The following is a 13,580-nucleotide window of genomic DNA, read 5'->3' on the forward strand; positions in this document are numbered from 1 at the left end:
TGGAGGTATATATGAAGAACAAGGTAAAGGTAATGACAGTGTTTGGTACCAGACCTGAAGCGATCAAAATGGCACCACTCGTAAAAGAATTGGCAAAAAATAATGACAAAATAGAATCGATTGTGACCGTAACGGCACAGCATAGAGAAATGCTTGATCAGGTATTGAAAATATTTGAAATTGTGCCAGATTATGATTTGAATATCATGAAAGATCGTCAATCATTAATTGATGTTACTACCCGAAGTTTAGAGGGATTAAATAAAGTTTTTCAGGAGGTAAAGCCCGATATCGTTTTAGTCCATGGCGATACCACCACAACATTTGTTGCAAGTTTGGCTGCTTTTTATAACTCGACCCCAATTGGACATGTCGAGGCGGGACTTCGGACATGGAATAAATATTCTCCATATCCTGAAGAAATGAACAGACAGCTTACAGGCGTATTAGCTGATTTGCACTTTTCTCCAACCACTCAATCGAAAGAAAATCTTTTAACTGAAAATAAGCAGGCTGAATCGATTTTTGTAACAGGAAACACGGCGATTGATGCGCTAAAAACAACCGTAAAAGCGGAATATTCCCATCCTGTATTAGATAAACTGGGTAATGACAGATTGGTTTTAATGACAGCGCACCGCAGGGAAAATACAGGAAAGCCAATGGAAAATATGTTCCATGCCATTAGAAGATTAGTGGAGAAGCACGAAGATATACAAGTGGTTTATCCCGTACATATGAATCCCGTTGTTCGAGAAATTGCCAATCGAGTGCTGGGAGATAATAACCGTATCCACTTAATTGAGCCATTAGATGTAATCGATTTTCATAATTTCGCCTCTAGAGCCTATTTAATCTTAACCGATTCTGGCGGCGTTCAAGAGGAGGCACCATCTTTGGGAGTTCCGGTACTGGTTTTAAGAGATACAACGGAACGTCCTGAAGGTGTTAAGGCTGGTACCTTGAAGTTAGCTGGGACAAATGAAGAAACCATTTTCCAACTAGCAGATGAGCTTTTATCAGATGTTGATGCACATGATTTAATGGCAAAAGCATCCAATCCTTATGGAGATGGACATGCTTCTGAAAGAATTGTTAAGGCAATACTCTATCACTTTAACCTAACAGGAGAAAAACCTGTCGATTTCGGCGAAGTTTAAGAAGTTATAAATGGAAAAAGCTGACTGGATGAAATTCAGTCAGCTTTTCTTGTACACATATTTATTACTGCTTGAGAGGATTTTTCCGTTTTGATCTGTTACTTTGACAATAATTTCTGCACCCTCTTTTATTTTTGAAAAAGGTATAACAATTTTTGTAGCATCTCCAGAAACTTTATCGGCAGATACTCCGTTTATATATACAAAACTATTGTAGGTGAAATTATTCCCCTTGATAATATGAACTTTCTCGCCTTCATGTTTACCAGTTGATATACTAGTAACCTTTGGGTCATTGTAACCGATACGGTAGTTCTTGCTAACCTCGATTTTCTTTTCAATACCATACATTTTCCCAAATAAAATATCATATTGAAGCATTTGTAATTCATTTAATGTTTTGTTATCAATTTGTTCCTCGGCCAAGAAATCTTCCCTCGGGATTTTAGAAAACTCGCCATTTTGATATTTGGTAAGTAAATAATTCGTTAGATAATTCCCATTAATACCAGCACGATCCAGGATAATGGGTGTAAGCATGGTGGAACCAATATTTAAGTTGTCTTTTCTTCCGGAAAAGTTATCCCAAATCAATAACGGCGTAGAATACATTTTGAGATATTCCTCGTAAGATTTCGTTTCATTGTAGAAGTTTGCCTCTTGATACACTTGATAGTCATTCCCGAGTAAAGGGAGATGATCCCCAAATAAAACAATGATCGTTTTCTTATCCATCTCTTCCACTTCGTTAATTAATCGTTCAAGCTCTTTATCGATTTCAGACAGATTATCTGAATAAACCTCCAACATGTTTTCTGCCTCGTCCGAAAACGATGCATCCCCCTTTAAATGGGTTTCAATATTGGCAAAATCAAATTTCTGGTCAGTCGTATAAGGTCCGTGGTTTTGCGTCGTTACAGCAAAAATGAAATTTGGTTTATTGCCATTATCTTTATTTAATTTTTTTAGAATCTCATCTGTGACACTCTTATCATGGAAAAATGGACCAAATGGCTGTGGTTTTTCCATGTATTCCACACTAATAAATCGATCGAAACCTAGGTCCTCGTAAACTCCGGAACGGTCATAAAACCAGTGATGCCAAGAATGGATTGCCGTAGTGTCATACCCCTGCTCCCTTAAAATGTATGGCAGTGAAGGCAGTGGTTTTTTTACAAAGTTCAAGTAGGCAATTGAACCAGATGGCAAAAACTGTGTAGATAGTCCAGTTAAAGCTTCAAATTCGGTATTAACTGTTGACCCGCCAAATACAGTCACATTCAGAGATCCTGTACTTTGTTCGTTTTCGAGTTGGTGAAAGTATGGAATCGGATCTTTATTAAATTCAACATTTTCCATTATTGTTGGATCCCAAAAAGCTTCATTCATAATCATAATAATATTTGGCTTATCATTGTCATTTCTATAAGTAGAAAGCTCTGTATCAGAGATTATTTCTTTAATCGCGGTATCCGAATAACCTTTGGGTTTCTCCATTTTTAGCCACTTCAGATTCTGGACAAAACCTCCGATAACACCGTCTTGTTGATAGGTATGTTTTTGATCGGTCATTTGATAAATAATCATTAATTTTCTTTTAAGAATTGTGGTATCGGATGTACTTTCTATTCTAAAAATAACAACAAATAGTACTAAAATGACAAGTGACGTAATTCTTTTCTTTGGATTTGTCCCTTTTTGCTTGGGTAATTTGTAAACGAGGATCATCATGATTAAGGTTAAACTGATTAATCCAACGATTGTCCAAAATAACAATGTCCCTGAAAAAAACTCGGCCATACTTCTAGCCTCTGCAGCTAAACTAAGGTCAGTAGGCAATACAGGTACCCCGCGAATCCCCTGTTTTACATACGAAGCAAGCCCAAGAAATAGTAATGGAATTGTTAAAATAAAGGAAAGTACAATATAAAGTTTTCTTTTGAAGATATGTAAACTTGCTAATAATAAAAACAATAGGAAGGAATTATAGGTAAAAGGTCTAGTGTATTCCAATGTCCATTGAAATGCAGCACCAAAACCACCCCGGTAAAGTACCTCGATAATGAAAATCGTAATTAGTGATTGAACTCCGGTAATGAATAAGGATAATATTGTATCTCTTGTTTTTATATTCAATATTCGAACTCCTTTGTTTGACAAAAAGTGACAAAAACCAACATATTTTTAACTTCTATATAGTATATAATATTTAAGGTTTTAAGCAAAATAATCTAAGGTTTTTTTCAATCGGTTTGGTAATTTAATGTATTTGTAATGATTTGTAAAAAAGTTGACATATTTATGATATTCTTATTCGAGGCTACGTTAGAAATTTTCTTTTACTAGATTTCTAACGCGGCCTTTTTGTTTTGTATTAAACTAAATTTCAATTTTAATAGATTTTTTAATAGATTATCTTGAGGGAGTTGGGAGTAATTTGTCACGAAAAAATCTAATGAGCAGTATTGGCGTGGGAATCATGACATTTATGCTTCCCTTAGGTATTAAAGTATACGCGGAAGAATCTGTTTATACACCTGAACTAAATCAAAATCCAGTTGTGGATACATGGGTAGCAGAATATTATTCAAATAAGTCATTAAAGGGAATTCCGTTTGTTGAGGGCGGAAATAATTCAGCTGCCAAGATAGCGAATATCAACTTTAACTGGAAATCAGGATCCCCACATTCTTCTATCCCAGCAGATGGTTTTTCAGCAAGGTTTACTAAGAATGTGGAATTTGAGGAAGGAACCTATGAATTCCAGATTCGCGCTGATGATGGATCTCGCCTATGGGTTGATGACCAACTCGTAATTGACTCTTGGGTAAGTACTTCAGGACATCTAAAGACGGGAAGAATTGACCTTTCAAAAGGAAAGCATACGGTAAAAGTAGAGTACTTTGAAGGTGTGGGATTAGCCAACATCTTTGTAGACTATAAAAAATATACACAATTACCGACTCAGACAGGCGGAGACGTTCATTATAACTGGGGAAGTGGAAGTGCTGGTAAAGGAAAACCTGCCGATGAATTTACGGCAATTTTTGATCAAACTAAGGATTTTTCAGGCGGAGATTACTTTATCCAAACACAAGGTGATGACGGTGTTAAGGTAGAAGTGGATGGACAGCTGCTGATTAATCGCTGGAGTAATTCAACTGTTTTAGTAACAAACCGAGCTTTGTGGACAGGCGTTACAGCTGGTCAGCATTCTGTAAAAACCCATTACTACGAAGATGGTGGTAATGCCAGTATTTTCTCTGATGTGGTGCCGTTTGATTCATGGTTAGCTTATTATTATCCAAATAAAACGCTATCTGGTGCACCAACAGCTGCTAAAGTGATTGCACCAATCGGCGAGCTAAAAAAACTTTCTGAGAATTACGGAACAGGTTCTCCAATAACGGGAATAAAGAGTGATTATTTTTCAGCCCGTTTTACTTCTGCCAAGCGAATTCCGGCAGGTGAATATATTCTACGAGCAACCGCTGATGATGGTGTTCGGGTTTATGTTGACGGGAAATTGGTTTTAGACCGCTGGAGCGGAGCATCAGTCATAAAGGAAAATGCAGTAAAAGTCAAAATTGCTGATGCAGCTGGAACGAAAGCAGGAGAACAGGATGTTCACTGGATTGAAGTGGAATACTATGAGGGAGCTGTGAATAGTCAAATAGATGTTTCCCTTGAATCACTCCAAAACTCGATACAGGATACATGGGTTGCCGAATATTATCCAAACAAAACACTAACGGGAAATCCGATTGTTGAAGGTGGAAAAGAATCGGCTGTGAAGCTTACCAATATGAACTTTAACTGGAAGTCTGGTTCGCCTCATGCTTCCATACCAGTTGATGGATTCTCAGCACGATATACGAAGAATATGGAATTTGAAAAAGGAACTTATGAATTCCAAATTCGAGCGGATGACGGGTCACGACTTTGGGTAGATGGCAAGCTCGTGATTGACTCATGGGTAAGTACCTCAGGTCATCTGAAAACTGGGAAAGTCGCTCTAGAAAAAGGCCGACATACGGTAAAAGTAGAGTACTTTGAAGGTAAAGGATTAGCCAATTTATTTGTAGACTACAAACAAATGATTCAAACCCCTCCTCAGAATGAGGAACCGAAACAACAAGAGCAAGTAACAGAACCAAATCAAGCACCAGAGCAAATTCAACAACCTGTAATCGATCATACAAAAAACGTAAAATATGTATCGGCAATAAAATTGCCAGTCTATCGTAGTTTTGAGGAATTAATTGATTATGGAAAGCATCTCGTATTCTATAATCCAACATATACGAGATTCCTAGAATTAGGCTATGGTGACACCGTATATGTATTAGAAGAGAAACTTTATGCTGCAAGAATACAAACAGTTGATGGACAAGCAGGCTGGGTACAAAAGGATTATCTTGAGAACAACTTAAGTGAAGATACATGGCTGGTTAAAGAGGCTAGAGCATTTAGAAGCAGTCCTTCACAAACAAGCGCTAGTATTGGAACTGTTCCAGGCGGTTCTAGTGTGATCTTGTTGGATCATGTTTCAATACCTGGTTCAGCTTATACAGAATGGTATTATATCCAAACCCAATCAGGTCAAAAAGGTTGGATCTGGGGGGCTAATAACCCTGGTGGAAACGAAGGCTATAACGTAATTAAGTACGAATTTAATAAATCATACTCTACAAACCAAGTAACCATTTTTACGCCGTTAAATACGAAGGCAAATGTTACAGCTGAACAGATTAATAGTTTTATAGATTATAAGACTGGCGGGAAAACAACGGTTATGACGAATATGGGGCATGCTTATATGAAAGCACAGGAAGAAACGGGACTTAATGCGATTTATTTACTTGCACATTCTGCATTAGAAACAGGATGGGGTACCTCCTCAATTGTAAAAGCAAAATACAACTTTTACGGTATCGGTGCAATCGATTCGAGACCAGATGAGGGAGCCTATAATTATGATACCCCTGAAGGTGGAATTATTGCAGGAGCCTTCTTTATTAAAAAGAATTATGTTGATCGTTCATGGGATATTGATGGTTCCTTCCCGTATACGAGCAAACCTACCATTGATAATATGAGGTTTGACAATAGCTGGCACCAGTATGCGACAGACGAAGCCTGGGGAGCAAAAATTGCTCAAAACGCGTCCGATTTTTATTACTTTATTAACAGATAATAACACTTGAACTGCCTATCAAATTTGATAGGTGGTTCTTTTTTATTCATTTGCTTTAGAATAAGATAATTGCTAGAATGAATACTGGTTATGGGTGCGACATAATCTAACTTTTTACGACATGATTTAGAAAATAGATTGGTTATTCTGCCTGTTGATTTGCGCTCCAGGCACTTCGCTTTCCGCGGGCGGTACGGGGAGCCTCCTCGGCGCTTATGCGCCTGCGGGGTCTCCCTGCCCCGTCCTCCCGCAGGACATTGAAGGGCATCTTTGAAAGCGCCCACGCACGAAGAAAATGCGATAGCATTTTCGAGGAGTCTTCGTGCCTTCCGCTCCAATCAACTTTGTAAGCATAATCAAATATGTCCATAACATTATCTAAAATACATCTAATTTAAAAGGAATAATTTATGAACTTACTTAAAACTAGTTTCCTTTCTTCGATTGCTACTGTTATTAAAATTTTAACTGGATTTATTGTAAATAAGGTACTTGCGATTTATGTTGGACCGGCGGGTATTGCACAGATTGGGCAATTGCAAAACTTTTTTTCTATTGTTTCCAACCTGAGTAACTTTTCAATCAGCCAGGGAGTTACAAAGTATGTTTCCTTCTATGGTGAGGAAGAAGATAAACAAATTAAATACATAAATGCAGCGATTACGATTTCCTTTATTGCCTCTCTCATTACAGGGCTGCTAATCATTGTACTTCATAGGTATCTTTCCATTATTTTGTTAAAATCAGACCAATATGCAGATATTTTCATTTATATTGGAATTTTTCTTATTTTTTATGCGATTAATAGTATCTTACTCGCTGCAGTGAATGGCTTTAAGAAAATAAGGAAATTCACACTTATTAATGTTACACAGAGTTTCTTTGGACTAGCCCTATCTATATTATTAACGGTTAAATGGGGACTCAGCGGTGCAATGTATGCGTATGTATTTTCTCAAACCTTAGTTCTTTTAATCTCGATCGGCTTTTTATTAAAAGAAGATTGGGTTAAAAAGATCCGATTGAGAAAAGTAGACCGTTCTATCATGAAAAGCTATTCGAATTATACGATAATGTCGATGATTCATATCTTAACGGTTCCTGTATCGTTTATTATCATAAGAAATTATATTACAGATACTTTATCTATGGAGCATGCTGGTTATTGGCAGGGACTTACAAAAATCTCTGACACGTATTTAATGTTTATTACGATGTCTCTAAGTGTATATTATTTACCTCGCTTATCGGAAATAAAAGATGATCTGAAATTAAAAAAAGAAATATTTGATGGCTATAAACTTATTATCCCTATCTTAATCGTCATCCTTTTAGGCGTTTATTTCATGAAAGACTTTGCCATTTTGATCTTGTATTCTGAGGAATTCCTAGTGATGAAGGAATTATTTTTATTTCAATTAATTGGCGACTTTTTCAAAATTGCTAGCTGGCTTATTTCATTTAATATGCTTGTTAAGGAAATGACTAAGCATGTTATTATAACGGAATTGTTTTATTCAATTACATTAACTGTACTTTCGATTGTGTTTATCAAGATGTTTGGATTAATTGGTGTCACCTATGCATATAGCATAACCTATTTCCTATACTTTTTAATGGTGGCCTATATGATGAGACATATCTTATTCTTAAAAGCAAACTAAAGGAATGGATGAATAATATGAGAGAGATAAAGGTTTTGTTTGCTACTCGAAATGATGCACTGAGTCATCGAGGCGGCGACACGGTACAAATGCTAAAAACAAAGGAGTTCTTAGAAAAGAACTTTCCTATCAAGATTCATATCGCATTAAATGAAACCGATTTTGTTGAGCATAGAGATGCAGATTTGGTTCATATCTTTAATATCCAAACCATAGATGAAACATTAAAATATGTAGACTTATGTGAAAAATTCAATAAAAAGTTCACCTTTTCCACAATCTATTGGGATTTATCGCATTATATCTATAATACGTTTTTAATCAATACCTTCAATTACATGAATATAAACAAAAGCAGCTATCAATATAAAGATTTTGTGATGAATTTAAAAAAGTTTGCTGGGTTGATATTAAACAAAGGTGATCAATATGGAAGTAAAAACTATGTGCAAAAGAGAAGAAAGGTTCTTGAAAAAGCAGATATTTTATTACCTAATTCTAATGAAGAACTTGAGATATTGGAAAAAGAGTTCGGTCTCAAAGGGTTAATGGAAAAAACCATTGTTGTGCCTAATGCTGTTGACTTAAAAGCTTCAACAAATACGAAATTGTCCCTAGAGTGGCTGAACAAATTAGAAAATATTGTACTAGAAGTTGGCAGAATCGAACCTACAAAAAATCAAGCTGGTGTGGTAAAGGCGCTAGAAAATCACCCCGAAATTCCAATTGTTTTTGTGGGTAGAGTCCATAATGAAAAATACGCTGAATATGTAAGGAAGTTGGCTAATAAAAGAGGGAATGTCCATTTTATTAATCAAATTGATCATGAAGAAATCTTTGCCCTTTATCGAAAAGCGGCTGTACATGCCTTGCCATCATTCAGGGAGTCGCCAGGACTATCAAGTTTAGAAGCGCTTTTCTCAGGATGTAATATTGTTGCTTCCTCTGTGGAATATTGTCCGGTCCAATATTATAAGTTTGACCAGTATGGCGAGGTTTGCAATCCGTATGATCCAGAGTCCATCAAAACTGCTATTCTTACTGCACTCAAGAAGGACCGAGTAAAACTGCCGGAAAACTATTTCGAAGACTATTCTTATCAACGTGCAGCAGAACTCACCTATAAAGCATATGAAAAATTAATGAACTAAAAAACCCGATTTGATTGTCTCAAGAGCAATCAAATCGGGTTTTTATTTTAATTAGCAGCAACTTCAGCAACGATTTCAGTCGGCAGGTTTAAGTGTTGACGTAATTGGTCAGACAAGGATTGTCTCGTTTCATCTTCAACCATGTAATACCATACATCTCCAACGAATCCACCTGCCCCCGCTACTTCGAGTTTTTCGAGAGTATCTGCAGCTGGTCTATACGATGACTGCATATCAATGATCTCACTTAACGTTAGGTTTGTTTTAATATTATTTTCTAGCGCATCAAGGATATCATTATAATTCGTTAAGGTTGATAATGATTTTCCTTTGTCGATGATTTTTGAAATGACCTCACGCTGACGTTCGCCGCGTCCAATATCCCCACGTGGGTCTTGTTTTCTCATTCGAGCATATGCCAGTGTTTCCGTGCCATCTAAATGCTGGGGTCCTTCTTCTAACGTGATTCCATCCAATTCAAATGCATATTGGTTGTCTACATCAATACCATTTACTGCATCCACAACGTCCTTAAATCCTTCCATATTAATCTCAACATAATAATCGATTGGAATATTCAAGAAGTTTTCAACGGTTGCGATGCTCATCTCAATGCCGCCATATGCATAGGCGTGATTAATCTTATCCTTGGATGAGTTATCTGGATCTTCAGGATCGATTAATTCAGTACGTGTATCCCTTGGAATACTTAGTATTTTTGTAGAGTTTGTTTCAGGATTAACGGTTAGAACCAACATAGAGTCTGTTCGGCCATTGTCTCCGTCACGCTCATCAATTCCCACCATCAAGATAGAAATCGGGTCTTTCTTTGTAACCTCGACCTTTTCATCCCGTTTTTCAGAAACCTCTCTGGAAATCGGCTTATTCATATTATCTACAGCACTAGCAACATCATTATATACATTAAAGAAATATAATCCGCCGCCAATCAGAAGGGTAAAGAAGCTAAAAAGCGTAAGCAAGAACCATTTTTTAACCTTCTTTTTCTTCTTTTTTCTAATTCTAGTATTATTCATTTATAGTATCCTCCTAGTATTGAAGGTGAAATTATTTTGGGAAAAACAGTAAAAAAGTCACAGTATAAATTATAAACTGGAACATACAGAACTTCAACTGCAAATACTATAATTCTACGAAAAAAGTTACAAATAGTGACAAGAAACTGCTATAATTAAGTTTTGTGATGAAGGTATTCGATTGAGTTTTGTTGGAATTTGTATTTTATTGAGAAACTGATTTACCTGCTTTTCAAAAATATAGACGTAAAATTTAGGAAGTTGTTACATAAAAGGTCCTTAGTCGGGAGGAAATTTGAACTCTGCACTACATTTTGTATAATAGAGTCAATACATTCTCGAAAAGGCGATTAAAACTTTTTTATAAAAAGAAAGAAGGAACTTATTATGCTAAAAAATGTATTAATTACTGGCGGAGCAGGATTCATCGGAAGCAGCTTAGCCTTAAAATTATTGGATAAAGGATATGAAGTAACCGTCCTTGATAATTTATCTCCGCAAATTCATGGAGAAGATGGCACATCGTCAGAATTATTCTTAAAAATTAGAGATAAAGTGACCTTTATTAAAGGTGATGTTGTGAATAGCGATGACTGGAGAAAGGCCTTGAAGGGGATTGACGTAGTTGTTCATTTAGCTGCAGAAACAGGAACTGGTCAATCGATGTATGAAATCAACAAATATATAGATGTAAATGTTAAGGGAACTTCAAATTTATTGGATATTCTTACAAATGAAGAACATCAAGTGAAAAAAATCGTTGTAGCAGCTTCAAGAGCGATCTATGGGGAAGGAATGTATCACTGTTCAGAGCATGGAACGGTTTTCCCTGTTGAAAGAACTGAGGCTGATATGAGTAAAGGCGATTTTGAAGTTAAATGCCCGATCTGTAACACCGACGTAGAAGTAATGGCTACGACAGAAGAAACCAAAATCCATCCAACATCTGTTTATGGAATTACCAAACAAGTTCAGGAACAAATGTGTATGGTGGTTGGTAAGTCCTTGAACATCCCTGTTGTAGGCTACCGTTATCAAAATGTTTACGGTCCTGGTCAATCGTTGAAAAACCCTTATACAGGAATTCTGTCTATTTTCTCAACCATTATCAAAAATAACAATAATATTAACATCTTTGAAGATGGGTTAGAATCTAGAGACTTTGTTTTTATTGACGATATCGTAGATGCAACTATCCTCGGGATTGAAAAGGAAGAAGCAAACTTTGAAAGCTTTAATGTAGGGACAGGTGTTCCTACCACTGTTATTGAAGTCGCAAATGTCCTGAAGGAAAAATATCAGTCTAATACTGAAATTCAAATAAGCGGTAATTTCCGATTAGGTGATATCAGACATAACTTTGCAGATCTGACTAAAATCAATGAGAAATTAGGATTTACACCAAAGGTAAGCTTTGAAGAAGGTATTAGTAAATTTGTTGATTGGGTAAACCAACAAGAAGTTGTTGAAGACCGTTATCAAAAATCAATCGAAGAGATGAAGAAAAAAGGATTATACAAGTAATGAATGATCAGCTAAAAAATAAAAAGATTTTGTTTTTATGTCCTTTATTTTTTAATTACCACAAAAAATTAATACGTGCGATGGAATCAATGGGGGCTCATGTGGATTACTTTGATGAGCGCCCATCCAACACGTTTCTTTCTAAAGCATTATTACGAATTAATCGAAATTTCGTTACCGTACAAATTAACAAGCATTATGACGAAATTACTTCAAAAATCAAAGATAAGAAATATGATTTCGTGTTTATCTGCCAAGCAGAAGCAACACCCAAGTCATTTTTAAAAGATGTTAGGAAATTGAACCCTAATGCGAGATTAGTTCTTATGCTCTGGGATTCCGTTGCGAATAAAGTCAACACACTTGAAAAATTAGACTTATTTGATGAAGTCTTTTCATTTGATAAAAAGGATTGCGACCAATTTGGTCTTACCTTTAGGCCTTTGTTTTTCGATAAGGAATATGAAGAACTTGCAAAAGAAAAACCTGAACTCATTTACGATTTGTTTTTTGTTGGTACCGTACATAGTGATCGATACTTGATTTTAAATGAAGTAAGACAACAATTTGAAAAAAATAATTTAAATGTTTTTTACTTTCTCTATATCCCAAGTAAAATTATGTATTATCAGCGAAAGCTAACAACAAGTGAATTAAAAGGCAGCGAAATCACAGATTTTTCTTTTGTTGGAATGCCTAGTGAGCAGTTAACCGCAAAATTAAAGCAATCTAAGGCTGTTGTGGATATTCAACATCCAAAACAAACCGGATTAACAATGAGAACGATTGAAATGCTAGGTGCCAATAAAAAAATCATAACAACGAATACAGATATCCAGCATTATGATTTTTACCATCCCAATAATATTTGTATTGTTGATCGCAACAATGTAGTGGTCCCAACGGAGTTTATGACAACCCCATATGTACCAGTGGAGGATCAAGTAAAGGAAAGATACTCGATAAACTACTTTGTACTGGATGTATTAGGGTTAACAGAGAAAAAAGCTCATGATTTTTATGCAGAAAAAAGTGGTGGTGGAAAACAATGAAAGTCTCTGTAGCAATGGCCACTTATAATGGAGAAAAATATCTAAAACAGCAAATCGATAGCATCCTGTCTCAATTAGGCAATGAGGATGAATTGATTATTTCTGATGACCACTCATCAGACCAAACACCTGCTATTATAAAAAAATATATCAGTGAAGACCATCGTGTGAAATTGTTTATGAATGACGAAAAAGGTGTGACCTCAAATTTTGAGAATGCCATAAAACGGACTCAAAATGAGATCATCTTTTTAAGTGATCAAGATGATGTATGGAAGCCCGAAAAAGTAAAAACGGTGAAGGATTACTACGAAAAGAATCCAACTATCCAAATGATCATGTCAGATATCACGGTCGTTGATAATCAGTTGAACACCACAATCGAGTCATTTTATGAATTTAGAGGAAGCCGTGCAGGTGTTCTAAAGAATATCATAAAAAACAGTTATATTGGATGTGCGATGTCTTTTAAAAAAGAATTAAAGACGAAAATACTCCCGATCCCTAGAAATGTACCGATGCATGATATGTGGATAGGGTTAGTTGCGGATATGAATAAATCTGCTCTGCTGATACCAGAAAAGCTAATCTACTATCGCAGACACGATGCGACGGTAACAAGTGTGGAGAATACTTCTTCGTTAAAAGATAAAATTCTCTGGAGATTTCAGATTTCATCGCTGCTTTTAAAATCATTCATTACCAATCGATAAATAACCAAAAAGTATGTTTTTCTATCCGAAGAACATACTTTTTTAATTGTCTAATTACTTCTATTAAGGCATTGGAAAAATA

At 35.9% G+C, this 13,580-nt stretch carries 9 protein-coding genes; 7 read left to right on the forward strand and 2 right to left on the reverse strand.

Features of this window, described 5'->3' with window-relative positions; all coding sequences use genetic code 11:
* The first annotated feature begins 11 nt into the window (after positions 1–11).
* On the forward strand, positions 12–1,160 hold the full coding sequence (gene wecB, locus QUG14_RS22065) for a non-hydrolyzing UDP-N-acetylglucosamine 2-epimerase (protein ID WP_289342596.1): 1,149 nt from the start codon (positions 12–14) through the stop codon (positions 1,158–1,160).
* A gap of 39 nt (positions 1,161–1,199) precedes the next feature.
* On the opposite strand, the gene QUG14_RS22070 is transcribed toward wecB, so the two are convergent.
* Positions 1,200–3,296, reverse strand: coding sequence for an LTA synthase family protein (locus tag QUG14_RS22070; protein ID WP_289342597.1), 2,097 nt, complete (start codon positions 3,294–3,296; stop codon positions 1,200–1,202).
* 301 nt (positions 3,297–3,597) lie between these two features.
* Here QUG14_RS22070 and QUG14_RS22075 point away from each other — a divergent pair, with 301 nt between their 5' ends.
* The 3 genes from QUG14_RS22075 (at position 3,598) to QUG14_RS22085 (ending at position 9,172) form a co-directional block, all read left to right on the forward strand.
* On the forward strand, positions 3,598–6,357 hold the full coding sequence (locus QUG14_RS22075; RefSeq protein WP_289342599.1) for a PA14 domain-containing protein: 2,760 nt from the start codon (positions 3,598–3,600) through the stop codon (positions 6,355–6,357).
* Between the two features lie 410 nt (positions 6,358–6,767).
* Positions 6,768–8,021: an O-antigen translocase gene (locus tag QUG14_RS22080; RefSeq protein ID WP_289342601.1), complete on the forward strand. Its 1,254-nt coding sequence runs from the start codon at positions 6,768–6,770 to the stop codon at positions 8,019–8,021.
* Between the two features lie 17 nt (positions 8,022–8,038).
* A complete protein-coding gene (locus tag QUG14_RS22085; protein WP_289342603.1) occupies positions 8,039–9,172 on the forward strand; it encodes a glycosyltransferase family 4 protein in 1,134 nt (377 codons plus the stop codon).
* Between the two features lie 47 nt (positions 9,173–9,219).
* Here QUG14_RS22085 and QUG14_RS22090 read toward each other — a convergent pair whose 3' ends face one another.
* A complete protein-coding gene (locus tag QUG14_RS22090) occupies positions 9,220–10,209 on the reverse strand; it encodes an LCP family glycopolymer transferase (RefSeq protein ID WP_289342604.1) in 990 nt (329 codons plus the stop codon).
* A gap of 387 nt (positions 10,210–10,596) precedes the next feature.
* Between QUG14_RS22090 and QUG14_RS22095 the strand changes: the two genes are divergently transcribed.
* Genes QUG14_RS22095 through QUG14_RS22105 form a run of 3 tightly spaced genes read left to right on the forward strand, consistent with a single transcriptional unit; the run spans position 10,597 to position 13,498 of the window.
* A complete protein-coding gene (locus QUG14_RS22095; RefSeq protein ID WP_289342605.1) occupies positions 10,597–11,733 on the forward strand; it encodes an SDR family NAD(P)-dependent oxidoreductase in 1,137 nt (378 codons plus the stop codon).
* Positions 11,733–12,785 (forward strand): WaaS/CpsH family glycosyltransferase, encoded by a 1,053-nt coding sequence (locus QUG14_RS22100; RefSeq protein ID WP_289342606.1) that lies wholly within the window; start codon positions 11,733–11,735, stop codon positions 12,783–12,785. The genes QUG14_RS22095 and QUG14_RS22100 overlap by 1 nt, the downstream gene beginning before the upstream one ends.
* Positions 12,782–13,498, forward strand: a complete 717-nt coding sequence (locus QUG14_RS22105) for a glycosyltransferase family 2 protein (RefSeq protein WP_289342607.1) — start codon at positions 12,782–12,784, stop codon at positions 13,496–13,498. The genes QUG14_RS22100 and QUG14_RS22105 overlap by 4 nt, the downstream gene beginning before the upstream one ends.
* Positions 13,499–13,580 lie beyond the last annotated feature (82 nt).

The organism is Neobacillus sp. CF12, from assembly GCF_030348765.1.
Classification (GTDB): Bacteria; Bacillota; Bacilli; order Bacillales; family Cytobacillaceae; genus Neobacillus.

Excerpts from the sequence above, each read along its gene's own strand:
- QUG14_RS22100 (WP_289342606.1), top strand. The coding sequence starts at position 11,733 with ATGAATGATCAGCTAAAAAATAAAAAGATTTTGTTTTTATGTCCTTTA.
- wecB (WP_289342596.1), top strand. The coding sequence starts at position 12 with ATGAAGAACAAGGTAAAGGTAATGACAGTGTTTGGTACCAGACCTGAA.
- QUG14_RS22090 (WP_289342604.1), bottom strand. The coding sequence starts at position 10,209 with ATGAATAATACTAGAATTAGAAAAAAGAAGAAAAAGAAGGTTAAAAAA.
- QUG14_RS22085 (WP_289342603.1), top strand. The coding sequence starts at position 8,039 with ATGAGAGAGATAAAGGTTTTGTTTGCTACTCGAAATGATGCACTGAGT.
- QUG14_RS22105 (WP_289342607.1), top strand. The coding sequence starts at position 12,782 with ATGAAAGTCTCTGTAGCAATGGCCACTTATAATGGAGAAAAATATCTA.
- QUG14_RS22095 (WP_289342605.1), top strand. The coding sequence starts at position 10,597 with ATGCTAAAAAATGTATTAATTACTGGCGGAGCAGGATTCATCGGAAGC.
- QUG14_RS22080 (WP_289342601.1), top strand. The coding sequence starts at position 6,768 with ATGAACTTACTTAAAACTAGTTTCCTTTCTTCGATTGCTACTGTTATT.